At 61.5% G+C, this 22,773-nt stretch carries 22 protein-coding genes; 15 read left to right on the top strand and 7 right to left on the bottom strand.

All coding sequences use genetic code 11. From position 1 onward, the window contains the following. Window positions 1-240: 240 nt before the first annotated feature. A complete protein-coding gene (locus tag KP003_RS09640; protein ID WP_216498868.1) occupies window positions 241-636 on the top strand; it encodes a response regulator in 396 nt (131 codons plus the stop codon). A 69-nt stretch (window positions 637-705) separates the two neighbouring features. Here KP003_RS09640 and KP003_RS09635 read toward each other — a convergent pair whose 3' ends face one another. Continuing rightward, window positions 706-2,319, bottom strand: a complete 1,614-nt coding sequence (locus tag KP003_RS09635) for a methyl-accepting chemotaxis protein (protein ID WP_236026882.1) — start codon at window positions 2,317-2,319, stop codon at window positions 706-708. Between the two features lie 369 nt (window positions 2,320-2,688). Between KP003_RS09635 and KP003_RS09630 the strand changes: the two genes are divergently transcribed. The 3 genes from KP003_RS09630 to KP003_RS09620 all read left to right on the top strand — a co-directional run bounded on the left by KP003_RS09630 (window position 2,689) and on the right by KP003_RS09620 (window position 3,720). Next, window positions 2,689-2,919 carry a hotdog family protein gene (locus KP003_RS09630; protein ID WP_216498867.1) on the top strand — a complete coding sequence of 77 codons (231 nt, stop codon included), beginning with the start codon at window positions 2,689-2,691 and terminating at the stop codon, window positions 2,917-2,919. Next, complete coding sequence (locus KP003_RS21615) at window positions 2,856-3,110, top strand: PaaI family thioesterase (RefSeq protein WP_216499083.1); 255 nt, start codon at window positions 2,856-2,858, stop codon at window positions 3,108-3,110. The genes KP003_RS09630 and KP003_RS21615 overlap by 64 nt, the downstream gene beginning before the upstream one ends. Window positions 3,111-3,291: 181 nt before the next feature. After that, window positions 3,292-3,720 carry a hypothetical protein gene (locus KP003_RS09620; protein ID WP_236026881.1) on the top strand — a complete coding sequence of 143 codons (429 nt, stop codon included), beginning with the start codon at window positions 3,292-3,294 and terminating at the stop codon, window positions 3,718-3,720. 32 nt (window positions 3,721-3,752) lie between these two features. Here KP003_RS09620 and KP003_RS09615 read toward each other — a convergent pair whose 3' ends face one another. Next, window positions 3,753-4,805: a rhomboid family intramembrane serine protease gene (locus KP003_RS09615; protein WP_236026880.1), complete on the bottom strand. Its 1,053-nt coding sequence runs from the start codon at window positions 4,803-4,805 to the stop codon at window positions 3,753-3,755. A 318-nt stretch (window positions 4,806-5,123) separates the two neighbouring features. On the opposite strand from KP003_RS09615, the gene KP003_RS09610 reads away from it, so the two are divergent. Then, on the top strand, window positions 5,124-5,516 hold the full coding sequence (locus KP003_RS09610) for a pyridoxamine 5'-phosphate oxidase family protein (RefSeq protein ID WP_216498866.1): 393 nt from the start codon (window positions 5,124-5,126) through the stop codon (window positions 5,514-5,516). A 38-nt stretch (window positions 5,517-5,554) separates the two neighbouring features. Here the strand turns inward: KP003_RS09610 and KP003_RS09605 are convergent, their stop codons facing one another. Beyond that, complete coding sequence (locus tag KP003_RS09605; protein ID WP_216498865.1) at window positions 5,555-5,734, bottom strand: putative signal transducing protein; 180 nt, start codon at window positions 5,732-5,734, stop codon at window positions 5,555-5,557. Window positions 5,735-5,763: 29 nt separating this feature from the next. After that, window positions 5,764-6,204 (bottom strand): DoxX family protein, encoded by a 441-nt coding sequence (locus KP003_RS09600; RefSeq protein ID WP_239027664.1) that lies wholly within the window; start codon window positions 6,202-6,204, stop codon window positions 5,764-5,766. A gap of 540 nt (window positions 6,205-6,744) precedes the next feature. Between KP003_RS09600 and KP003_RS09595 the strand changes: the two genes are divergently transcribed. Then, entirely contained in the window at window positions 6,745-7,101 is a 357-nt protein-coding gene (locus KP003_RS09595) for a response regulator (RefSeq protein ID WP_216498863.1), read from the top strand. Between the two features lie 503 nt (window positions 7,102-7,604). Further along, on the top strand, window positions 7,605-8,471 hold the full coding sequence (locus KP003_RS09590) for a hypothetical protein (RefSeq protein ID WP_216498862.1): 867 nt from the start codon (window positions 7,605-7,607) through the stop codon (window positions 8,469-8,471). Between the two features lie 139 nt (window positions 8,472-8,610). On the opposite strand, the gene KP003_RS09585 is transcribed toward KP003_RS09590, so the two are convergent. From KP003_RS09585 to KP003_RS09575, 3 genes are all read right to left on the bottom strand, one after another. Next, the gene (locus KP003_RS09585; protein WP_216498861.1) at window positions 8,611-9,021 is read right to left on the bottom strand and encodes a bacteriohemerythrin; all 411 of its coding nucleotides are present in this window, start codon (window positions 9,019-9,021) and stop codon (window positions 8,611-8,613) included. 67 nt (window positions 9,022-9,088) lie between these two features. Further along, on the bottom strand, window positions 9,089-11,095 hold the full coding sequence (locus tag KP003_RS09580) for a cache domain-containing protein (RefSeq protein ID WP_216498860.1): 2,007 nt from the start codon (window positions 11,093-11,095) through the stop codon (window positions 9,089-9,091). Next, window positions 11,095-12,471: a sigma-54-dependent transcriptional regulator gene (locus KP003_RS09575; protein WP_216791703.1), complete on the bottom strand. Its 1,377-nt coding sequence runs from the start codon at window positions 12,469-12,471 to the stop codon at window positions 11,095-11,097. Before KP003_RS09575 ends, KP003_RS09580 begins: the two co-directional genes overlap by 1 nt. A 384-nt stretch (window positions 12,472-12,855) precedes the next feature. Between KP003_RS09575 and KP003_RS09570 the strand changes: the two genes are divergently transcribed. The 8 genes from KP003_RS09570 to KP003_RS09535 all read left to right on the top strand — a co-directional run bounded on the left by KP003_RS09570 (window position 12,856) and on the right by KP003_RS09535 (window position 22,625). Continuing rightward, window positions 12,856-13,200: a hypothetical protein gene (locus tag KP003_RS09570; RefSeq protein ID WP_216791701.1), complete on the top strand. Its 345-nt coding sequence runs from the start codon at window positions 12,856-12,858 to the stop codon at window positions 13,198-13,200. A gap of 73 nt (window positions 13,201-13,273) precedes the next feature. Continuing rightward, complete coding sequence (locus KP003_RS09565; RefSeq protein ID WP_216791699.1) at window positions 13,274-13,744, top strand: DUF3124 domain-containing protein; 471 nt, start codon at window positions 13,274-13,276, stop codon at window positions 13,742-13,744. 25 nt (window positions 13,745-13,769) lie between these two features. Further along, a complete protein-coding gene (locus KP003_RS09560; RefSeq protein WP_216498855.1) occupies window positions 13,770-16,457 on the top strand; it encodes a cation-translocating P-type ATPase in 2,688 nt (895 codons plus the stop codon). 11 nt (window positions 16,458-16,468) lie between these two features. Then, entirely contained in the window at window positions 16,469-18,448 is a 1,980-nt protein-coding gene (locus KP003_RS09555; RefSeq protein WP_217300660.1) for a monovalent cation:proton antiporter family protein, read from the top strand. Between the two features lie 166 nt (window positions 18,449-18,614). Then, window positions 18,615-21,116: a glycogen/starch/alpha-glucan phosphorylase gene (locus KP003_RS09550; RefSeq protein WP_217300659.1), complete on the top strand. Its 2,502-nt coding sequence runs from the start codon at window positions 18,615-18,617 to the stop codon at window positions 21,114-21,116. A gap of 182 nt (window positions 21,117-21,298) precedes the next feature. Beyond that, window positions 21,299-21,796: a chemotaxis protein CheW gene (locus KP003_RS09545; RefSeq protein ID WP_216498852.1), complete on the top strand. Its 498-nt coding sequence runs from the start codon at window positions 21,299-21,301 to the stop codon at window positions 21,794-21,796. Window positions 21,797-21,958: 162 nt separating this feature from the next. Then, window positions 21,959-22,162 (top strand): 2-hydroxymuconate tautomerase family protein, encoded by a 204-nt coding sequence (locus KP003_RS09540; RefSeq protein ID WP_015720309.1) that lies wholly within the window; start codon window positions 21,959-21,961, stop codon window positions 22,160-22,162. 280 nt (window positions 22,163-22,442) lie between these two features. Next, window positions 22,443-22,625 (top strand): hypothetical protein, encoded by a 183-nt coding sequence (locus tag KP003_RS09535; RefSeq protein ID WP_216791694.1) that lies wholly within the window; start codon window positions 22,443-22,445, stop codon window positions 22,623-22,625. Window positions 22,626-22,773: the final 148 nt, after the last annotated feature.

The raw sequence follows: 22,773 nt of genomic DNA, 5'->3' as shown, positions 1-22,773 counted from the left end.
GCTGGCTTATCCTCCTCCGCCGCATCATCCAGGCTGTCCCCCGTTTATCCTCTCCAGAGTCGTCCCGTCCTGCCCTTCATGCACCCCGACCAGGATCTTCCACAGCCGCGACCGTTTTTTTCATTATCGTCCTAAAGAATGGTTCCAATGAGCCGATAGGAAAAAGTGCTGGAGGGCGCCATGCTCCCGAGGGGATGTGCCTGACAGCATGAAAAACACACCAAGATCTGGGGGAGAGCTATGAAGTGCTTGATAGTAGATGACGAGGCTTTTTGCCGTGACTTTGTCGCCACCTTGCTCAGCGCGACCGCGGACTGTCACCAGGCCAGTAGCGGCATGGAGGCTCTCGAGAAATATAACGCGGCCCTGGCTAGCGACGAACCGTTCGACCTGGTGATCATGGACATCATGATGCCCGGGATGAGCGGCCACGATGCGGCCAAGGCGATCAGGCATATAGAGAAGGAGCAGAAACCGGCCAAACGGGTGAACATCGTCATGCTGACTGCGCTGAACTCTTCCAACGACGCTATGGAGTCGTTCTGCAATGCACAGTCGGCGGCCTACCTCGTGAAGCCGGTCTCCAAGGAAGGGCTCTTCAACGTGCTATCCAAGCTAGGGCTGATGAAGCGCTAGCTGTTCTATGGGAACAGACGGAGCTGCAGTCCTTTAAGCCCCGGCAGACTGCGGCCCCGCCCTTCCCACCTATGCTACCTTGAACTGGGTGACCAGCGTCCCCAGGTCGTCCGAGAGGTTTGCCAACTCAGCGGCGGCCAGGGATGAATCATGGGACCCCTGGACCGTGAGCTGCACCACCTCGGAGATCCTGGTGATGTTGCCGGTGATCTCGCTGATCGTTGCGGTCTGTTCTTCGGCCGCCGTGGCGATCTGGTTCACCTGCATGCTGACCGCGTTGATCTGGTCCAGGATTTCCTGCAGGGCGGCCCCCGACTTGGCGGCCTCCTCGGTTCCCTGCTGCACCTCGCGCACGCCTTCCTCCATCGCCAGCACCGCCCCTTTCGTTTCCCCCTGGATCGCCTTGATCATCTCCCCGATCTCGCGTGTCGCCTTGGTGGTCCGTTCCGCCAAGGCCCGCACCTCGTCGGCAACCACCGCGAAGCCGCGCCCCTGTTCCCCGGCTCGGGCCGCTTCTATGGCCGCGTTGAGCGCCAGGAGGTTGGTCTGGTCGGCGATGTCTTCGATGGTGCCCACGATGGCCCCGATCTGGTCCGAACGCTCGCCAAGGCTTTCCACGGTCCTGGAGGTCGCGTTGACACGATCGGCGATCCGGTTCATTATCTCCACCGTCTGAGCTACCACCTGGGCCCCGGACTCGGCGGCGCTGCTCGCCTGCTTGGAGTTTCTCGCCGCCTCATGGCAGTTAAGCGCGATCTCGTTTGAGGTGGCGGACATCTGTTCGCTTGCCGTAGCGACGGTCTGGGCCTGGCAGACGACCTGCTCCGCGCCGCCGGCCATTTGTTCGGAGGTGCACTGAAGACGGCTCGAAGACGTCGCGATGCTCGCCGAGATGCTGCTGGTCTGCGCCACGATTTCGCGCAGGTGGCTCAGCATGGCGGCGATGGCAGCTAGAAGCTGTCCCGTTTCCGTGGAGCCGTCGCCGTCTATCTTCACCGTCAGGTCCCTGCGCGCGATCTTGTCGGCGGTCTCGAGCGCCACGCGAAACGGGCCTGCAATGCTTCGGTCCAGCCAGAACAGGGCGGCGACGGCGATGCCGAGGGCAGCCAGCAGCAGGAGTGCCAGCGCGAACTGGGCCTTTTTAGTCGACGCGAAGGCGGCGGACGGCACCGGGGCATTAATGACGAGGTTCAACTGCGAGAGCGCCTCCTGGATCTCCTCGCGTTTCAGCTTCATCTCCCTGAGCGTTTTCAGCGCCTGGTCCTTTGCCCCCTGGGTGAGAAACCCTACCGCCTGGCTGCGGGTCGATGCACAGGCCGAAACCTTCGCCGATAACGCCCGAAGCAACGCTTTCTCCTGGTCGGTGCCCATTTGCCCCTTGAGCTTGTCGACCTGGTCTGCCATGTTCCTGTCCACGCCGGCTCCTGTCTCCAACGCCGAGCGTGTCCTCTCCCAAGCACCTGCCGACAGCGCCTCGCTCAGCTTCAGTGTCGCGGTGGCATTGGTCGAAACCAGCTCTGAAATTGTCTTCGCCTGCGCCAGCTTCGCGTTGAGCTGGGTCCGGGCCGACTCCGTGGTGGCGGAGAGGGCGAAAAGGGCCGTCACAGCAATGATTGCAGTTGCAATCGTGCTGATGCCAAGGCCGATGAGGAGCTTCGCTCTGATGTTCAGGTCGGTGCGCATCGCCTGCCTCCTTGATCATTGTCGTGACCGTCAGCTTCTAATTAATCATCAGGTGAATTTAGTTTTTTAAACCATGTACTTTACCGAAACTTCACCAGTATAAGGTTGACATGTTACCTGTCAAGTCCTGCAAGGATGCATCATTTTGATGCCTACGTATTAATAGATAATTTGAAATTACGGGTGTATTTGGCCAATTATAGAAGCATAATATCGAAAATAACAGAAAGACATTGCCCGACATAAGGGTCATAGATTTCGATGTCGGGTCCTGACGCGACAGTCTTAGCCTTTGCAGTACCCACGACTCTATGCTAGGTTGCAGTACCGGTTCTACCCCAATAACCAGTAGAATATGGAGCTGTGCTTATGGATCAGAAATTAAAAGATGCGATATTTCGTCAGGTTGAACAGGAACCCTTCGCTAAGGCGTTGAAGATGGAGCTGGTACAGCTAGAGGACGGATTTTCTGCCGTGGAAATGGCCTACGACGCTGATGTGATGAACAACATGTTCGGGCGGGCGCATGGCGGGGTATCTTTTCCCTTATCGACGAGGCCTTCGAGACCGTTTGCCAGACCGTCGGCAGCGTCACGGTAGCTCTGAACGTGGGGGTGAACTACGTGGCGAGCCCGGAGGCCGGGGCACGGCTCAGGGCAGAGGCCCGGGAAGTGAACAGCACCAAGAGAACAGCCAGCTATGACATAAAAGTCCACGATCAGGACGGGGTCTTGATAGCACTGTGCCAGGCTCTTGCATATCGCACAGGCAAGCCGCTTCCTTTTCTCTGAGTGAGTAAGTCGATAGAGAGAATACTCCTCGCTGAGCCAGCGGATAGTGACAGGAGAGCCCGGGCGGAGCTATAATGGCCATAATCTGACTTGCTTCGGAGTTGTCGCAAGGCATAGTCGAATGGACAGATGCAAGAGGCAAGAGCCAGAGCTGGAAACCTGTTTTGGTTGAGGAGGAGTTATGAGAGGAACTTTTCTGAACCGCTATCTCTTGGTTTCTTTGCTGCTCATCGGGATTTTGGGACGGGATGCAGCCGCAGAGGTGAGTCTCAGCATCAATATAGGGCCGCCGGTCGTGGTCGGCGCCCCCCCGGCGATGGTGATGGTGCCGGGGACGAGCGTATACTTCGCACCTGGTCTCGATGTCGATATCTTCTTCTACGGTGGCTACTGGTGGTCGCCGCGCGGTAACCGCTGGTACCGCTCCACCGACTACGACGGGCCTTGGCGCACGGTGGCGCGCAGTTCAGTTCCGCGCACCGTTTACCGTGTGCCGAGGGAGTACCGCGAGATCTACGCCAAGGAACGCCACATTCCCTACGGGCAATGGAAAAAGGAAGGGCATGGCGGCAACCACCGCGGCCGCGGTCATGGCCGTGGCAACGACTGACCGTCAGCCTGATCAGCCGTCCCCTCGAATAATCACCCGGACTGGGCGATAGCGAGCCACCATGCGTAACCTACTACCGAGGCGCTGGCCAGTGCGAGCAAGGCGTTGGCCAGGCGCCCCGGCCTCCCTACGTATCCCACCAGCAGTTCAGCCGCAAATCCGAACAGACACCCGAACAGGAAACCGAAGAGGTGTGCGCCCAGGTCGGTCCTTTCCCCTTCCGTGCCTAGCAGCACCAGCAGCGAAAGCGCCGCGGCGATAGGTAGCGGCCAGCGCCTGCGCAGGTGGTGCCGGTAGCGCATCATGGTGAGCGCGCCCAGGATGCCCACCGTGCCGAACACCGCCGTGGAGGCCCCCACCGAGGTGTGACTGGGAAGTTGGATGTACGCGTTAGCCAGGTTGCCGCAGACACCGGAGGCGAGGAGTAGCGTCCAGGCGAGCCCCGAGCCGAGGTCCCGACAGAGGTAGACGATGAACACCCCCCCAATGGCAAGGTTGCTGATCAGGTGCAGCGCGTCCGCGTGCAGGGTCAGGGCCGTCACCAGGCGCCACCATTCCCCCTTGAGGATGAGTCCGGCGTGGGCATTGCCGATCGCGAGCCAATCGACCGGGTAGTGCCCAAGTATCTTCAGGTCCAGGTTGGTCAGGTTGTGGAAGGTGGCCAGCAGGACCAGGATGGAAAGGGTGGGGAGGGTGTTTTCCTTCATGGGATGCACAGGCGGCAGGAACGGCGGCCAGTTGCGGTTCTCCTCAACGTAGAGGTGCAGCTCCCGGCAGGCGGCGTCGTAGTTCTCGGGGGCGACCCACAGCTGCCACCCTCGCGGTCCCGGTTCCAGTCGGCATTCTATGTAACGGGACTCAAGCACCAGCGCCCAGAGGCGGGCCTGGCGCATGGACAGCTTGCGTCCCCGCTCCTCCACCCGCCAGACCGGGACGATACGCCAGTCGTCACGCGGCTCTACGCTATGGTTCTGGTCTTGGTCTTGATTCCCGGTCATGCCGGACAGTATGTCAGATCCTTCTTCCGACGTCATTACTAAAGGGGCCGCGGTGCCGCTGCAGGCCTCCTCTTCTGGCGGCTCCATTGCTCTCCACCTGCAGTCGGCCCGCCCAAACCGCGGCTCCGACCCCTTCCTTGACTATTTTTCACGCGGTGCTACAAGAACCTAATGCTGACGCACGGTTAAATCAAGGGGGGCAGACGAAAAGATTGATCCCAAGGAGAAACGAGGATGCGATCCAGGGGCAGGCTGACCAAATCGGCGGTGCCACAAGAGGTCCGGCCTCTTGGCGAACGATCCGGTATTCCCAACAGCAGGAACCGCCATCCCTCACGCCGGGTGCCGATAAGGATGCGCTGGCATCGCCGACTGATCCGCATCGGCAAGAGGAGGTACGTCAACATGATAAGTGAAAAGATAAGGGAACTGTCTGAGCGGGTAGGGCATGCCTTCGTGGCTACCTGTGATACCGGTGGTCATCCGCATCTTGCGGCAGGGAGGGGCATCACACTGTTCGACCCGAACCGGTTGGTGTTCGAGTCCTGGTTTTGCCCCACCACCATGAAGAACCTGCAGGACAACCCTCACGTTTCGGTCGTGATTGCCGACGATACGGGAAACGGTTATCAGTTCGTGGGGAAGGTGGAGAAGGCGACCGACACTGCGGTGTTGAACGGATATGCCCCTGAGCTCGAGCCTGCCGGGTTGCCGCAGGTGCAGTGGAGGCTCGAGATCAGGGTGGAAGGCGTGATGGCTTTTACTGCCGATGCTCATTCGGACCGCCCGCTCGGGTAGGATGCGGACCTATTGCACTTTCACGTGCCATTACAGCTTTACTGGGTCTTGAGGAGCAGTTCCTCTGCCCTGGGCAGGTCTTCCTCCGCTACCTCGATCTCACCGGTTACATTTTCCTCTGCGAGGTCGGTGACGAAGTACTCGACCCCACCTTGTTTCAGCACCGCCTCGACGCGGGCCAATTCGGCTTCGCTTCTGGCATCGTAGAACTTCACCATGTTTTATCCTCCTTGTTCGCTGGCGCGCCTTACAGGTGCGAGGGGGGCTGAATGGTCATTTCGGCCTCTCTCGCCGCACGTTCGCGGCTGATCCTGCTGCGCGGGCTTTCCAAGGCGCGGTCGATGGACCAGCGGCCTGCGCCCCAGATCGTGATGGTGACCGCCACCGTGATTGCCAGAAGCTGGAACTCCACCCCCGGCGACAGCTGTTTCCCGCTCCAGGTGGTCAAAAAACCGTTGCTGTAGTTCAGCACACCGAATGAGGCCAGCATCACCCCGATAACGGCAACGGATGCGATTCGTACGTAGGCCCCCAGCACTAGTGCGATACCTCCGAAGAACTGGGTCATGATGATCAGGACGCCGACTATCTTCGGCAGTCCAAGCTGTGTGGTCAACACAGCCATCGCCTGCTCAAACCCCAGTCCCCAAAACCATCCTAGCAGATTTTGGGCTCCGTGGAGCAACATCACGAGTCCCAGTCCGATTCTCAGTACAGTCCCGGTCCAGCTGTCGTTGGTCAGCAATAACCTTTCCATCGTCCGTCCTCCTTTTGTCGTTTGGTTGCCCGACTCGGCGTAGTTCATCTTGCCCACACTTGCTCTCTCTGGAATTTTTGCTTAGCAAATTCTAATCATATCCTTTGCAAAAGCAAGAGTCCTTCTGAGAGCCGTTCCGGTGGGGCATTTTGCCTGGGTGGCTACGTCATTTCGCGCTACCCCGCGCCAGATTCGGTGTAAAGACCAAGCTGCCTGCCGTCCTCTTCGCCATCTTACGCTCGCGCGCCGTTGCATTTTGAGGACGTTGGATTAATTCACCGCAGATGGTGTTAGCAAATGGACAAGGATTTCGTCGGGTTGACTGCAGGGCGCGGCATCAGGTTTTTTAATAAAGGCGTTGATCCCCGGCGAATGTGCGAAGTTTGCACAATTTGGGCACGTTTTCGGCAGATAAACTGTTAATGCCTGCTGGACATGGTCAGTACTCGATTCAATGCATTGGGGTGTGAAATGAAGAGAAGGGTCCTGATTGTTGATGATGTCGAAGATATCAGGCTGATGCTGCGTTTCATGGTGGAGAGGGAAGGGCACATCATCGTGGCGGAGGCTGCCAACGGTATCGAGGCTGTCGAGAAATACCGCGAACATCGCCCCGACATCACCATCATGGACATCGACATGCCGCTGATGACCGGGGTCGAAGCGGCGCGCGAGATCCGCGACATGGGCGGCAGCACGCGAATCGTCTTCTGCAGCGGGGGATACTCCAAGTTCGAGACTCCCCCCAAGGAGCTGCGTAGCGAAGGAAGCACCTTTTTGCGGAAGCCGTTTTTGCCCGCACAGCTGTACCAGGCCCTGGCTGCCTAAACTCTAGCTTTTATTGTGATGTTGTTGATGTTATGTGATTTTTGTTGATGTTGTGCCATGCTGCAGATGCTTTTGTGATGCAATGTTCTGTATAGGTTTGAATGGTTGTTATGCGATGAAATGCGATGCATTGATGTGATTTGGTGAATGCAATGTTCTTTTAAATGTTACACTTTTTGCCGTATTTGATGGAGATCCTGGAGTTTTTGATGTTGTGGCCGTAGAGGCCGCGTATGCTGTCTGTCTATCAGTTAGAGTTTGATGTCGATGGGAGCCGTACCGGCTCCCATTTTTTTTCGTTCTGACGACAGCTGTGTCGGGGGCATCCTGCACCAATCGGGTTCGATAGCGAGCTCCTTATTCTTCCTGCTTCCGGCCCGCCACCAAAATGGTGTATGCGATTTGCCCCTGCTTGTGCTAGGGTAGTGTTTTGCCAAGCGGCGGCCACAGCTTCTGCTTCTGGCCACGAGAAATACATTGAATGTAGGGATGGGTATTTCATCATGACCACTGAACATCTGCAAAAAGTTACCGACCAGCTTGCCAAGCTCCACGGCCACGCCTACTTCAGGGTGGAAGAAGGGGCACTCAAGGAGTGTCTCACCGGGCTCATCCTCGACGCTGTCGAAGGCGACCTCGCCGAACAACTGGCCGGCGGCTCTTTCGACCTCGAAGTGAGCGTCGGCGTCCAGGAAGGGGAAAACGAGCCCGCCGTCGACTTCCGCGTCGATCGCCCTGGCGTAGTCTACCGCTCCGACGCAACCATCTCGCGTCTCAGCGTCCCGGCGCTGGAGGATCTGGGTCGCTACCTGGAACACCTGGCGCTGTCCCAGACGGCCCCGGCGGCCGAGGAAAAGGGGACCGGCAGCAACGTCGTGCGCAAAAAGCAGGATCACGATCACCACGAGCAGGAGGCTGCCGCGGCCCGGCTCAAGGTCACCCCGCAGTGGCTGAAGAGCGTGGTCCCCTGCACCGATTACAGCTACGACGAGATCGACGGCAAGAAATACATCAGGGAGTACTACTGGTCCCGCGAGCTGATCGAACGGCTTTTCAAGATCAAGTCCAGCAAGACCACGCCCGAGGACCTGCAGTATGTCGCCCAGGAATGCTGCGACGGCGATGCCGACTGGGCGCGCGACCTGATCGCCCGGCTCAAGTCGCCCAACCGCCCCGAGCAACAGCAAAAGGATCAGTCACAAAAGAACCAGCCGCAGAAGGAAAAGGAAAAGGGGGCCGTTCAGCAGCAGGCAAAGCCCGCGGCAGGCGATCGTCCCCGCAGCCGTTCGCGGCACAGGAAGTCCTTTAGGCACGGCAAGGACGGCGCGCGCAAACCCGAGGGGACGGCCGAGGCGAAGAAGCCCTCCTGAGGCGCCGCATCTCAGGCGCTCCCCGCCCGCCGATTGCGCTCATAAATGAAAAGGTCTCCCTCGCTGCACGAGGGGGACCTTTTTTTTGCGGTAGCTTCGGGCCCGGGACTGCGGCCCCTTATTTGGCGCCGTAGGGGTGTTAGGACGCTTTTTGCTCGCGCAGGTAGCGCGCGAAGGCGGTGTCCACCCTCTTTATATGCTGAATCAGCCAGTCGGCGAGGGTCCGGTTGGTCTGGATCACCAGCGGGAGGGTCGCCCCCTCGTCGCGGAAGGAGCGGGTCAGCTTGTCCACGTTGGCCATGAAGCTTACGTGTTGCGATTTATGCGCGGGGTAGTCCGGGTAGTCGCTGCGCTTTTGCAGTTCCTCTTCGGCGGTGAAATGCTCTTTCACGTAGTCCTCCAGAAAGAGCAACAGCTTGAGGACTTCCTCGTTGCCTTTACCCTCGTTGCAGGCGGTCAGCAGGCGGTCGAACCTCCTGAAGATCTCCTTGTGCTGCTCGTCGATTTCGGTCACGCCGATGGCCAGGTCGCTGGTCCACTCGATGTTCATGTCTCACTCCTTTTTCGTTTGGGTGCTGTCGTGATGGCGGGCGCTCGGCCCTTTTGCTGCGGGAGCGTCACTGCTCGCTTTCCCCAGGGGCGAGAGGGTCCACCCCCGGCAGTTCTATTTCGAAGCAGGTTCCCATCCCCGGGGTGCTCGACACCCTGATGTCCCCGCCGTGGTCCTTGACGATGCCGTAGGATACCGAGAGGCCGAGGCCGGTCCCGGTGTCCTTGGTGGTGAAGAAGGGGGTGAAGATCTTCTCCAGGTGCTCGGGAGAGATCCCCTTGCCGGTGTCGCGGACCTCCACGATGCAGCCGTTGCCGGGGCCTTGCCGGCGGGTGGTGAGCCTTAGGGTCCCGCCGTCGGGAAGCATGGCCTGCACCGCGTTCAGGATGATGTTGCTGAACACCTGCCTCAGCTGGTCGGTGTCCCCGGTGACCGGTCCCAGGTTCAGGTCGTACTCCCATTTCACCGAGACCGCGTCCATGGGGACCTGGTGCCGGATCTGGGCCACGATGTCGTCCAGCACCTCGTGCACCATGAACTGCCGCTGGTTCAGCGACTTCTGGCGTGCGAAGGTCAAAAGGTTCCCCACGATCTTCGCCATGCGCTCGGTCTGCTGGCTGATGATCTCGACCTCTTCCCGGTTGGGGTGCTCGTTGGGGAGGCACATCTCCAGGACTTCGGTGTTGCCGCGGATGATGGCCAGCGGCGTGTTGATCTCGTGCGCGACGCCTGCGGCCACGATCCCCAGGTCCGCGAGCTTCTCGGCGCGCGCCAGGTCCGCCTGGGTCTGGGCCAAGAGCTTGGTCTTGTCCGAGAGCTGCGCGGTGCGCTCCTCGATCTTAAGCTCCAGGGCCCGGTGCAAAAGCCCTATCTCCGCCTCCTGGCGTCCCAGGGCGCGGGTCATCAGGTTGAAGGCCTCGGCCAGGTCGCCCACCTCGTCGGTGGACTGCACCTCGATCTGCAGGTCGCGCTCGCCGCGGGCCACCCGGTGGGCCAACTTCTCGAGCTCCTTGATCGGGCGCGCCAGCAGCGTCCCGATGAAGCCGGAAACGGCGATGCCGATCAGCGAGGTGACGAAGAGCACCAGGTAGAGGATGGAGTTGACGCTCTTTTGCATGTGGGTGTACGGCTTTTCCAGCATCCCCACGTAGAGCGAGCCGATCGCCTTCCCCTGGAGGTCGATGATCGGTTCGTAGGCGGTGAAGTACCAGTCGTTGACCACGAAGGCGCGGCCGATCCATTTTTTCTTGTCGAGGATGACCTGCTTGTAGACCTGCTCCGAAACCCTGGTGCCGATGGCACGGGCGCCATCGGTGGTACGCACGTTGGTCGCGATGCGGGCGTCGCCCAGGAAGATGGTGGCGCTCCCCACGTCGGTCCCCTTGAACTGGACCCCCTCGTAGACGATCTCCTTGATCTTGTCGACCAGGGCGTTGTTGTTGTTGAGGAGTATCCCGCCGTAGAGCGCGCCGATCACGGTGCCCGAGTTGTTCTTGAGCGGGAAGGCGGACACCATCATCATCCCGGAGCGTTCGGTCTTGTCCGCGCGCGGGCGGGCGTGCGGCGTGGAGATGAGAGGGATGGTGGCGCGGTTGGTGAGGGTGATCCCTTCCTTGCCGAGCTCCTCCGGTGTAAGCACCGTGGTCCCGGTGATGGCGATTCCCTTCAACGCCTGCTCAACGAAATAGGAGGACTGCCGGTCGCCTTTAAGCTCGGGGCTGTGGGCGCGGAAGAGGACCTTGCCCGAGGCGTCGACCGCGGTGAGGATGTCGAGGTGCTTGTTCTCCATCCGGCTGCGCAAAAGCGACCTGATGTTGCGCTCGCCGGCCACGATGGAGTTGGAGTTGTAGGGGTTGGTGGCGGTGAGATCCATCAGTTCGCGGATCCGCTCCAGCTCGTTGCGGTACACCTCGCGCGCCGAGTTGAGGTCGGTGCGCACCTTTTCCTGGGCCTGCCCCGCGATCTTGTCGTTGATGATGTAGAGGCCGGCCAGGGAGCAGATGAAGAAGGCGACGAAGAGGGGGGCGACGGAGCCGACGGTGAGCTTGGCCCGGATCGGGAAACGCCTGAGCATCAGCGCACTCCCTCGTCTTCCAGTCCGTATTCCTCGATCTTGCGGTCCAGGGTGCGCCTGGCGATTTCCAGGATCTTGGCGGCGCGGCTTTTGTTGTTGCCGGATGCCTTGAGGACGTGCAGGATGTGCTCGCGCTCCACGGTTTCCAGCGAGACCAGGCGCTTACCCCCTTCCTGCTTGGCTTCCTGGGGCGGCGGGGTGCGCCAGACCGGCAGGGTTTCGGCGGTGATGGTGCTGCCGCGGGTCAGGATGGCGGCGCGCTCGATGGCGTTCTCCAGCTCGCGGATGTTGCCGGGCCAGTTGTACGATTTCAGAAGCTGCATCGCCTCGCGGGTGAAGTCGGTGATCTCCCGCTTCATGCGCGCCGCGTACTTGGCCAAGAAGTGCCGCGCCAGGAGCTCGATGTCCTCTCCACGGTCCCTCAAGGGGGGGAGGTGGAGCGAGATCACGTTCAGCCGGAAGAAGAGGTCCTCGCGGAAGCGCTTCTGGCGCACCTCCTCCTCGAGGTCCTTGTTGGTCGCCGCCAGGAAGCGGATATCGACACTCTTGGCCTTGGTGTCACCCACCGGGATGAAGTCTCCCTCCTGCAACACGCGCAAGAGTTTCGCCTGGATGGCCGGGCTCATGTCCCCCACCTCGTCCAGGAACAGGGTGCCGTGGTTCGCCGCCTCCAAAAGCCCCTTCTGCGCGGTGATGGCCCCGGTGAAGGCGCCCTTTATGTGGCCGAAGAGCTGGCTTTCCAACAGGGTGTCGGAGAGGGCGGCGCAGTTGATGGTGAGAAAGCGCTCCTTGGCCCTGGGGCTGTTGTTGTGGATCAGGCTGGCGATCAGCTCCTTGCCGGTGCCCGATTCACCAAGGATCACCACGTTGGACTCGCTTTGGGCCACCAGCATGGCCATGTCGTGCACCCGCCTGAAGGTCTCGGAGGTGAAGATGAGCGGGGTGGACGCGGACGGGATGCCCAGCTCGTCCTTGAGGGCGATGTTTTCCTTGAGCAGTTCCTTGCGCTCCAGGACCTTTTCCAGGATCCCGAAGATCTTCTCCTTGGGGAAGGGTTTGGTGACGTAGTCGTAGGCACCAAGCTTCATCGCCTCGATGGCGGAGTTGATGGAGGCGTAGGCGGTCATCATCACCACCGGTACGTCCAGCTTCATCCGCTTTACGCGTTGCAGTATTTCAAGCCCGTCCAGGTCGGGCATCTTGACGTCGAGCAGCATGAGGTCGCCGTCGTCGAGGCCCCGGTTTTCCAGGCAGCTCATCAGGGAGGTGCCGGAACTGAACACTTCCAGCTCCAGCCCCTTGGCCGATAGAATCTTGCTCAGGTACCTGAGGATCTCGACCTCGTCGTCACAAATGATCACCTTGCCGTTATACATGTCTTGTCACCTGTTGCCTCTGCGGGGTGCCTGCGTGTTTCCTGCGGGTTTCCTCGTAATCCCGTGTGAAACCGGGAAACGGTGTCCGTAAACACCGGTTCAATATCTTTCGCCGGGGGCTTTGTTGTCAAGGGAAAATAGCCCTTTTGGCGAGCCGTGCAGGCTCGCTCAGCGTCGTCTGGTAGAACAGCGGGAGTCAATGGATCAGTGATGACGGCTGCTGTTAGATACAAGGGCATTGCTGTCTCAATCTAAAAACGGGCCCCAAAGGGATTGATCATACCACTTTATCCTTTCAATAACCATATCCTGGGGGGATTGTGCTATTCTCTGACGGCCAATAATGACCTGCATCTTGAAAAAAAACAGCAACAGGGAGCCGCCATGATTTTTTTTGCTATCCTATTAAAGGCCGTACTGTGGGTGATCGTGTTTCGCTCTGCGGTCAGGTGTGACGCCAGGGCGATGCTGTTGCGCTGCAGTTGCATCGCCGTCGCACTCACGGTCATCGACATATTCAGCGTAGCGGCCAACCTGCGCTTTTCAGCGTTTGTGCTCACACTGGCTCTTTACTTGCTCATGTCGTTCACCCTCATTCCCTGCGCCTGGAAGCTCAGGAACACCCTGGCAACCCTGCTTCTGGGAGTGGCGGGGACGCTGGGCGCCCTGGCGGGGGTGAACTTCACCATGGATCTGCTGCGCGGCCTGGTGCCGTTTCTAAACCGTTAGCCGACGCCTGCCATACCGCTTCGGCGGCCCTGTCATCTTTCCGGCCGCCGCAGCATGAACCGGAGGGTTTCCCATGCGCCTTGTCACCTGTCTGCTCCTCTCTCTCTTGGCCTTGCCCGCCGCGGGCTGGTCCGCCTCCGACGTCCGCCTATCCAAGGGGCAGACCGTCTACGTGCCGGCTTACTCGAACGTCTTCAGCGGGCCGCGCAGCCTTCCGTTCCAGCTGGCCACCACCCTCAGCATCAGGAACACGGACATGGATTCCTGGCTTCGCATCACCTCCATCGACTACTACGACACCAGCGGAAAACTGCTTCGCCACTACCAGGACAAGCCGCTCTCTCTGGCACCCCTGGCGAGCACCTATGTCCACATCGAGGAGAAGGATGTGGCGGGGGGCTTCGGCGCCAATTTCATAGTGAAGTGGCAGGCCGACCATACCATAAACACCCCCATCATCGAATGCGTCATGATCGGCGCCACCTCCGGGCAGGGAATCTCCTTCGTCAGCCCCGGTCAGGCCATCCGCCCCGGCATCAGGTGAGCAGGCGCGCCCTGGAGACAAGGCCGTGATCCGGGCGACGCAGGACCATGCCCCCTGGCACACCCTCGACACGGCCGAGCTGTACGCCCGGCTGGTATCCTCCCCGGCAGGACTCGATTCACCCCAGGCCGCCGACAGGCTCTCGCGTTACGGTGCCAACGAACTGGAAGCGGTGCGGCCGATCTCCCCCTGGTCCGTCCTGTTCCGGCAGTTCAAAAACGTCCTCATCGTGATCCTGCTGCTGGCTGCTTTGCTCTCCGCTTTCCTGGGGCATGCCCTGGAGGCGGCGGCCATCTCCGTCATCGTGCTGTTCGCTGCCCTGCTCGGCTTCGCGCAGGAATACCGAGCGGAACGCTCCCTGGAGTCCCTGCGCCGGATGGCGGCGCCCGAGGCCAGGATAGTGCGGGACGGTGCGGAGGTCACCGTGGCGGCACGCGAACTGGTGCCGGGGGACCTGCTCCTTTTGCGGGCCGGGGACCGGGTGGCGGCCGACGTCAGGCTGACCCAGGCCTACGGGCTGCAACTCGAAGAGGCGACGCTGACCGGCGAATCGCTTCCGGTCGACAAGAGCGCCGCGCTCCTGGCAGATGCCCAGGCCCCGCTGTCGGAGCGGCGCAACATGGCCTACGCCGGGACCGTGGTGAGCTACGGCCGCGGGGCCGGGGTTGTGGTTGCCACCGGCATGGAAACCGAGTTCGGCGGCATCGCCCGGATGATCTCCGGCATCGAAGGGGGGAGAACCCCGCTGCAGGAGAACCTGGACCGGGTGGGGAGCCTTTTGGCGCGCTGTGCCCTGGTCGGGGTGGCGGTCATCGTGGCGGGCGGGTTGCTGCGCGGCGAGCCGTTCGTGGGGATGCTTCTCTTCGGGATTGCCCTGGGAGTTGCGGCGGTCCCCGAGGCGCTTCCCGCCGTGGTCACCATCTCGCTCGCCCTGGGTGTGCAGCGCATGGTGAAGCGCCACGCACTGATGCGGCGCCTTGCCGCAGTAGAGACCCTGGGGAGCACCACGGTGATCTGTTCCGACAAGACCGGGACGCTCACCAAAGACGAGATGACCGTGCGCAGATGCTACTGCGCCGGCGCCTGGTACGAGGTTTCCGGTGCCGGGTACGCCCCCGAGGGGGAGTTCTCGCGGGAGGGGCGTGTGGTGGCGCCTCCCCCCTTGCTTCTCGAACTGCTGCGTGTCGGCCTGCTGGCCTGCGACGCCAGGGTGATACCTGGGGAGAGCGCGGGGAGCTGGACCGCCCAGGGAGACCCGACCGAGGCCGCCCTGGTGGTCGCCGCGGCCAAGGCGGGGCTGGAGCGGGAAGAACTCGCGGCCCGCTACCCCCGCCTGGACGAGATCCCCTTCAGCTCGGAGCGCAAGTGCATGACCACGCTGCATCGGGAAGAGTCCGGTCTGGTTGCCTGCGCCAAGGGGGCGCCGGAGGTGATCCTGTCCGCCTGCACCGCCCAGCTTGCCGATTCAGGGGAGCCCCCGCTCGATGACGCCGCGCGGTCGCGCATCGCCGAGGCCGCGCGCGGCATGGCCGAGGGAGCCTTGCGCGTACTCGCCGTCGCGCGCAAACAGGGAACCGACCGCGCCGGGGCGGAGAGCGGCATGACTTTTCTCGGCCTGGTCGGGATGATCGATCCCCCCCGTCCCGAGGCCCGCGACGCCATCGGCACCTGCCGGGAGGCGGGTATCCGGCCGGTCATGATCACGGGGGATCATCCGGTCACCGCAGTAGCGGTGGCGCGGGAACTGGGGCTTTTGGAGCATGGGCGGGTCGTCACCGGGGCCGAGCTGGAGGCGATGGATGACGCGACCCTCGAGCGGGAGGTCGAGTCGATCGGGGTCTACGCGCGGGTCTCGCCTGCGCACAAACTCCGGGTGGTCGCGGCCCTGCAGAAGCGAGGCGAGGTGGTGGCCATGACCGGCGACGGGGTCAACGATGCGCCGGCGCTCAAAAAAGCGGATATCGGCGTCGCCATGGGAATCACCGGCACCGCGGTCAGCAAGGAGGCTGCCGCCATGATCCTCACCGACGACAACTTCGCCTCGATCGTGGCCGCGGTGGAAGAGGGGCGTGCCATCTTCGACAACATCAAGAAGTACCTGATGTACCTGTTGTCCTCGAACATCGGCGAGATCGGCCTCATGGCCGGAGCCATGCTCATGGGGCTGCCGCTTCCGCTGAGCGCGGTGCAGATCCTGTACGTGAACCTCGCCACCGACGGCCTCCCCGCCCTGGCGCTCGCGGTAGACCCCGCCGAGCCCGATCTCATGCGCCGCCCCCCAAGGGACGCCTCGCGCGGCATCTTCAACCGCTCCGTGGTGACGCTGATCCTGGCCGGCGGCGCCTGGTCCACGCTGGTGAACCTTGCGCTCTTCGCCTGGGCCCGCGCCTCGGGGTGCTCCGATGCGGAGGCGATGACCATGACCTTCGTGTCGCTGGTACTGATCCAGTTTTTCAAGGCCTACAACTTCCGCTCGGACCGCGACTCCGTATTCAGGCGCCCCTTCGCCAACAGGTGGCTGAACCTGGCGGTATCGTGGGAGATCTGCCTGCTGCTGGCCGTGGTCTACCTGCCGGTACTGCACCGCCCCTTCGGCACCTTCTCCTTGACACCGCTCGACTGGGGAGTCATCATCCTCGCTTCCGGATCGGTCGTCCCCGTCCTGGAGCTGACCAAGTGGCTCTTGCGGCGCCGAGACTCTGCATTTATATAAGGTGAGGTTTCATGGATTTTCACGCTCTACGCGACATCGTGGTGCTCTTCGGTCTGGCCCTGTTCACCGTGGTGGTGCTGCGCAGGTTCAAGTTCCCCTCCATCATCGGCTTTCTGATCACCGGCCTTCTGGCCGGCCCCTACGCCCTGGGGTTCATAAGGGACAGCCACCAGGTCGAGCAGATGGCCGAGTACGGCGTGGTGCTCCTGTTGTTCACCATCGGCATCGAGTTTTCCTTGAAGGAACTGATGCGCATCCGCCACATGGTGCTCCTGGGGGGCGGTCTGCAGCTCGTCCTCACCATCTCAGCGGTCGCCGCCCTGGGTACCGTTGGAGGGTTCCCGCTCTCGCAGGCGGTCTTCTTCGGGTTCCTGGTGGCGCTCTCCTCCACCGCCATCCTGATGAAGCTTATGATGGACGCGGGCGAGATGGACACGCCCCAGGGTAAGGCCGCCCTCGGCATACTCATCTTCCAGGACCTCTGCATCGTCCCCCTGATGCTTTTCACCCCGTTTCTCGCCGGTGGGGGACAGGGGCTCGTCGAGATCGCCATCGTCTCCGCCAAGGCGGGGGCGGTCATCGTCGGCGCCCATTACGGCGCCCGCTTCGTAGTCCCCTGGCTCTTCGAGCAGGTGGTGAAGACCCGGAGCCGCGAGCTCTTCGTCCTCTCCATTATCTTCATCGGCATGGGGACCGCGTGGCTTACGGCGCAGGTCGGGCTCTCGCTCGCCCTGGGCGCCTTCATCGCCGGGCTCGCCATCTCTGAATCTGAGTACAGCCACCAGGCGCTCAGCGACATCATGCCCTTTCGCGAGGCCTTCATGAGCCTCTTTTTCATCTCGGTCGGGATGCTGTTGAAGCCTGCCATCCTGTTCAAGTTCCCGCTCCTTTTGCTCGGCCTGGTGCTTTCCATCATTCTGGTCAAGGCGCTGCTCACCTCCGCGGTCGGCCTCGTTCTCGGCCTCCCCATGCGCATTGCCCTCATCGCCGGGCTCTCGCTGGCCCAGATCGGAGAATTCTCGTTCGTCCTCTCGCGCAGCGGCTTGAAGTACGGGCTGCTCACCCCGGAGACCTACCAGCTTTTCCTGGCCGCCTCGATCGCCACCATGGCGCTCACCCCCCTCTGCATGAAGCTTGCGGGGCCGGTGGCCGACTTCATGACCGCCACGCTGCCGCACTCCTGGACCCGCGGCCGGAGCAGCCTTGCCCAAAACGGCGAGAAGGTCGGCTACCAGGACCACGTCATCATCGTCGGCTACGGTGTGAACGGCAAGAACCTGGCCCGCATCCTGAAGAGCCTGGAGATCCCGCGCGTCATCGTCGAGACAAACCCATTCACGGTGCGCAGCCTGAGAAGGGAAGGGGAGGAGATCATCTTCGGCGACGCGTCGAAGCCCGAGATCCTGGAGCACGCCGGGATACGCGACGCCCGCATCGTGGTGGTCGCCATCTCGGACGCAGCAGCCAGCCGCCGCATCGCGGCGCAGGCCAGGAAGATGCACCCCTCGATCCACGTGATCGTACGCACCCGCTATCTCCTGGAGATGGAGCCCCTGTTCCGGCTGGGTGTGAACGAGGTGATCCCGGAGGAGTTCGAGACCTCCGTGGAGATCCTGTTCCGCGTGCTGAAGCGGTTCCTGATCCCCCAGGACGTGATCGAAGAGTGCATCGCGGATGTCAGGCGCGACGGCTACGAGATGCTGCGCAGCGTGAGCAAGCGCCACAGCCATGCCGTCGGCATCGCCGGTTTTCTCTCCGGCGCAGAGATCGGCAGCTTCCGGGTGCGCAAAAACGCCCCCATAGAGGGGGAGAGCCTCAGGGGAGGGATGTTGCGCTCCCGTTCCGGAGCCACCGTGGTGGCTATCAAGCGGGGGGACGAGATCATCGCCAATCCTGACCCGGTCTGGGAATTCAAGGACGGGGACACCGCGCTCCTTCTGGCTACTCCGGAGCAGATGCGCGCCGCGGCCAAGCTCTTCGAACCGGCTTAAGCCCGCGCCAGCCGGAGGTGTATGTAGGGACGAATGATCATTCGCCCTTCACTCCCCGTCGCCCGCTTTCCCTGCTTCAGTAACCTCATCTGTACGCCGAAAGGTGTAGAATGTACCGGTTGCCTCCGGGCACCGGTTACTTATTCAGCAAAAGGAGTTCTCGCTTATGCACGACAAGGAAAAGAATATCCTTTGCCCTAAAGACATCTGCGAGCTGGAGGCGCTCCCCATGGACGCCGACGGCCTGGTCAAGGATTTCGTACACCACTACTTCCACCACCTGGGGCGTGACAAGTTCTGCCGCAACATCCGCTACCGCTACCAGGCCATCGCCTACACCGTCCGGGAGCGCCTGATCGAGCGCTGGAACAACACCCGTTACGCCTACATCAACGCCGACACGAAGACCGGCTATTACCTTTCGCTCGAATTCCTCATGGGACGCGCCTTGGGCAACGCCGTACTCAACCTCGGTCTCGACGAACCCGCGGCAGAGGCGATGCAGCAACTCGGGCTGCAGCTGGAGGAACTCGCCGAGCAGGAGATCGACGCCGGGCTCGGCAACGGCGGCCTGGGGCGCCTGGCCGCCTGCTTCCTGGACAGCTGTGCCACCTTGCAGCTCCCGGTGATGGGGTACGGCATCCGCTACGAATACGGCATGTTCCGCCAGCGCATCGAGGACGGCCGCCAGGTCGAGGAGCCCGACCATTGGCTGCGCGACGGCAACCCCTGGGAGATGGAGCGTCCCGAATACACCCAGCGGGTTCGCTTCGGCGGGCGCTGCGAGACCAGGCGCAGCGACGACGGCACGGTGAGCTACTGCTGGCTCGACACCCACGAAGTGCTCGCCGTTCCCTACGACCTCCCGATCCCGGGGTACCGAAACGGTACCGTGAACACGCTGAGGCTCTGGAAGGCCGCAGCCACGGACGTCTTCGACCTCGAGGAGTTCAACGCCGGGAGCTACACCGAATCAGTCGCCATGAAGAACGAGGCGGAAAATATCACCATGGTGCTCTACCCAAACGACGCCAGCGAGAACGGCAAGGCGCTCCGGCTCAGGCAGCAGTACTTCCTGGCCTCCGCGAGCCTGCAGGACGTCATTGAACGCTGGATCTCGCGCCAGGGGAAGGTCTTCGACCACTTCGCCGAGCGCAACAGCTTCCAGCTGAACGATACCCACCCAAGCTGCGCCGTCCCCGAGCTGATGCGCCTGCTCATGGACGAGCAGGGACTCTCCTGGGACGAGGCCTGGCGCATAACCACCCGTACCATGGCCTACACCAACCATACCCTGCTCCCCGAAGCCCTGGAGAAATGGTCGGTGCCGCTTTTCAGGCAACTTTTGCCGCGCCTTCTGGAGATCATCCTGGAAATCAACGCCCGCTTCCTGGCCGAGGTGGCCAGCCGCTGGCCCGGCGACGGCGAGCGCCTGCGCAACATGTCCATCATCGAGGAGGGTGAGGTGCAGCAGGTGCGTATGGCCTATCTCGCCATCGTCGGTAGCTTTTCGGTGAACGGTGTGGCCGCCCTGCACTCCGAGCTCCTCGTGCAGGGGCTCTTCCGCGATTTCTACGAGCTTTGGCCGGAGAAGTTCAACAATAAGACCAACGGCGTCACGCCGCGCCGCTGGCTCGCCCGCTGCAACCCCGGGCTCACCAGACTCCTCGCCTCCAGGATCGGAGACGGCTTCGTGGCCGACCTCTCCCTGATCTCCGAAGCGGTGCGCTACGCCGACGACCCGGAGTTCCGCAGGGAGTGGCACGCGGTGAAAAGGTCAAACAAGGAGCGTCTAGCGGCCCTGGTGCAGGAGCAGTGCGGTGTCACCTTCAACCCCGACAGCCTCTTCGACGTCCAGGTTAAAAGGATCCACGAGTACAAGCGCCAGCTCCTGAACGTGTTGCACGTGATCCACCTCTACGACCGGATCAAGCGCGGCGACACCGAGGGGTGGACCGACCGCTGCGTGTTGATCGGCGGCAAGGCCGCTCCCGGCTACTACATGGCCAAGCTGATCATCAAGCTGATCAACAACGTGGCCCGCGTGGTGAACGACGACCCGGTGGTGGGGGGGCGGCTCAAGGTGGCCTTCCTCCCCAACTACCGCGTCACCGCCATGGAGGTGATCTGCCCCGGCACCGACCTCTCCGAGCAGATCTCCACCGCAGGCAAGGAGGCATCCGGCACCGGAAACATGAAGTTCATGATGAACGGCGCCATCACCATCGGCACCCTGGACGGCGCCAACATCGAGATCCGCGAGGAAGTCGGCGATGAAAACTTTTTCGTCTTCGGCCTTACCGCCGAGGAGGTGGAACGGGAACGCCGCAGCTACAACCCCGCCGGCATCGTGGCCGCCGACCCGGAGCTGGAGCGGGTCATGCAGCTTCTGACCAGCGGGCACTTCAACATGTTCGAGAAGGGGATCTTCGATCCCATCGTTAAAGCGATCATGAGCCCGCAGGACCCATGGATGGTCGCCGCCGATTTCCGCAGCTTCGTCAGGGCACAGAGAAAGGCCGCCGAGGCTTACCTGGACCGGGAGGCGTGGACCAGGATGAGCATCGTCAACAGCGCGAGAAGCGGCAAGTTCTCCACCGATCGAACCATATCCCAGTACAACGAGGAGATCTGGCACCTCCGCCCGGTGAGCCCCACCCACAGGTGAGCCTTCCGGAAGGGGAGCGCCTTCCCGGATGTCAACTTCTTCTCAAGATTCATGAAGGGGCGCCGATACGTCTCACAGGTACCGGAGGCACGCTGCCGCAGCGTTCAGGACGGACTACCGTGCGGCAGGGCCTGAATCGCATCAGAGTCCATTGACACATCAAGGAACCCCGGAGGAAATAAATGTCTACCGCCAATTTGCCGATCAAAAAGGGTGAGTCGAGCAGCGAACTGATTCAGCTGGTGAGCTTCAACCTGGGCGCCGAAGAGTACGCCGTCGAGGTGCTGAAGGTGCGCGAGATCATCAGGATGACCCCCATCACCCATATCCCGAACACCCCGCCCAGCGTAGAGGGGATCATAAACCTGCGCGGCAAGGTGATACCGATCATCTCACTCAGGAACCGGTTCGGCATGTGCAGCACCGATGACGACCAGCACACCCGGATCATGGTCATGGACATCGACGGCAAGCTCATGGGCTTCATCGTCGACGGCGTCTCCGAGGTGATCAGGATTTCCAGCGGCGAGATCCAGCCCCCCCCAAGCATCGCCGCCGGTGGCGTGGACCAGGACTTCATCTGCGGCGTCATCAAACACGGCGAGCAGTTGCTGCTCATGCTCCAGCTCGACCGCATGTTCACCAGCGCAGAGCAGGACGCTTTCTCCAGTTTCGGTTGATTGCGTCCAGCGGATACTTCGCCTGGAAGGGGAGGGGACGTAAGTCTTCCTCCCCTTTTTTGATCTCATTTGGGGTGTGCAAAGCGGGCCTCAGATGGTACAGTGGCCGCTTCGCTTTGACAGGAGCGGAAACTTTTTTGAAATTTCAGGAGGGGTAACCAGATGCCATTCGTCAACATCAAGATCACCAGGGATGGAGCCACTGCGGAGCAGAAGGCCACACTGATCAAGGGGGTCACCCAGCTGCTGGTGGACACGCTCGGAAAGAATCCCGCAACCACGGTGGTGGTCATCGAAGAGGTGGACACGGACAACTGGGGCATTGGCGGAGAGTCGATCACTGCGCGCAGGAAAGCGGGGAAATAAAACCTGAAATGTGTAAAACTGTAAAGGAAAGCGACAGAAGTTTCCTTGAAAAGTGTCGATAAGTTTAACAGCGGCCGGTGGCTTTCTCGGCAGGACGGTGCACTCCCTTTTAAGGGGCGCGTCGCCCCTTTGTTTCCGGCCTGTTCCGGGACGCGCGGCCGTCGGACGCAAAAGACGTTGATGGCACTGTCTATGCTAAAGTCAGGGTAAGTCGGCGGCGGTTCCTTTTGTTGATGTGCCGAAGGGCGCAGAATTTCCGCCGATGGAGGAGGTGGCCAGTATGGAATACTTAAGCTACGGCCACGAATGCATCATTTACATCGTCCTGCTGTTAGTCGTCTGTCATCTGATTCTGGATGTGCTGCCGGTTTGGTATAAGCGTGCGAGCCACCTCCTGGCATCGGTGCCGATCAGGATAACCGGCGGGCTCTTGATAATCATCATCTCCTTTTTCCTCCTGTAGATCGCCGCAGGTGAGGTTCGGCGGCAGGTGGAAAACAGCGCAGTGGGACACGTGAAGGCCGGGAATCATATCCCGGCCTTTCTGTTTCTTGCCTGTTCCGGCGATGGTCACAGCCGTAACCTGGTGACCGGCTATCCTGTGCCTGAGC

The organism is Geomonas diazotrophica (assembly GCF_019063885.1).
Classification (GTDB): domain Bacteria; phylum Desulfobacterota; class Desulfuromonadia; order Geobacterales; family Geobacteraceae; genus Geomonas; species Geomonas diazotrophica.
Note: the sequence above shows the minus strand (reverse complement) of the source record. Positions and strands in the feature narration are given on the sequence as shown.

Coding starts and splice junctions, on each gene's coding strand:
- KP003_RS09585 (WP_216498861.1), bottom strand. CDS start 9,021: ATGAACATCGAGTGGACCAGCGACCTGGCCATCGGCGTGACCGAAATC.
- KP003_RS09615 (WP_236026880.1), bottom strand. CDS start 4,805: ATGGAGCCGCCAGAAGAGGAGGCCTGCAGCGGCACCGCGGCCCCTTTA.
- KP003_RS09635 (WP_236026882.1), bottom strand. CDS start 2,319: ATGCGCACCGACCTGAACATCAGAGCGAAGCTCCTCATCGGCCTTGGC.
- KP003_RS09555 (WP_217300660.1), top strand. CDS start 16,469: ATGGATTTTCACGCTCTACGCGACATCGTGGTGCTCTTCGGTCTGGCC.
- KP003_RS09575 (WP_216791703.1), bottom strand. CDS start 12,471: ATGTATAACGGCAAGGTGATCATTTGTGACGACGAGGTCGAGATCCTC.
- KP003_RS09640 (WP_216498868.1), top strand. CDS start 241: ATGAAGTGCTTGATAGTAGATGACGAGGCTTTTTGCCGTGACTTTGTC.
- KP003_RS09595 (WP_216498863.1), top strand. CDS start 6,745: ATGAAGAGAAGGGTCCTGATTGTTGATGATGTCGAAGATATCAGGCTG.
- KP003_RS09550 (WP_217300659.1), top strand. CDS start 18,615: ATGCACGACAAGGAAAAGAATATCCTTTGCCCTAAAGACATCTGCGAG.
- KP003_RS09590 (WP_216498862.1), top strand. CDS start 7,605: ATGACCACTGAACATCTGCAAAAAGTTACCGACCAGCTTGCCAAGCTC.
- KP003_RS09600 (WP_239027664.1), bottom strand. CDS start 6,204: ATGTTGCTCCACGGAGCCCAAAATCTGCTAGGATGGTTTTGGGGACTG.
- KP003_RS09605 (WP_216498865.1), bottom strand. CDS start 5,734: ATGGTGAAGTTCTACGATGCCAGAAGCGAAGCCGAATTGGCCCGCGTC.
- KP003_RS09545 (WP_216498852.1), top strand. CDS start 21,299: ATGTCTACCGCCAATTTGCCGATCAAAAAGGGTGAGTCGAGCAGCGAA.
- KP003_RS09620 (WP_236026881.1), top strand. CDS start 3,292: ATGAGAGGAACTTTTCTGAACCGCTATCTCTTGGTTTCTTTGCTGCTC.
- KP003_RS09570 (WP_216791701.1), top strand. CDS start 12,856: ATGATTTTTTTTGCTATCCTATTAAAGGCCGTACTGTGGGTGATCGTG.
- KP003_RS09540 (WP_015720309.1), top strand. CDS start 21,959: ATGCCATTCGTCAACATCAAGATCACCAGGGATGGAGCCACTGCGGAG.
- KP003_RS09580 (WP_216498860.1), bottom strand. CDS start 11,095: ATGCTCAGGCGTTTCCCGATCCGGGCCAAGCTCACCGTCGGCTCCGTC.
- KP003_RS09565 (WP_216791699.1), top strand. CDS start 13,274: ATGCGCCTTGTCACCTGTCTGCTCCTCTCTCTCTTGGCCTTGCCCGCC.
- KP003_RS09535 (WP_216791694.1), top strand. CDS start 22,443: ATGGAATACTTAAGCTACGGCCACGAATGCATCATTTACATCGTCCTG.
- KP003_RS09610 (WP_216498866.1), top strand. CDS start 5,124: ATGATAAGTGAAAAGATAAGGGAACTGTCTGAGCGGGTAGGGCATGCC.
- KP003_RS09630 (WP_216498867.1), top strand. CDS start 2,689: ATGGATCAGAAATTAAAAGATGCGATATTTCGTCAGGTTGAACAGGAA.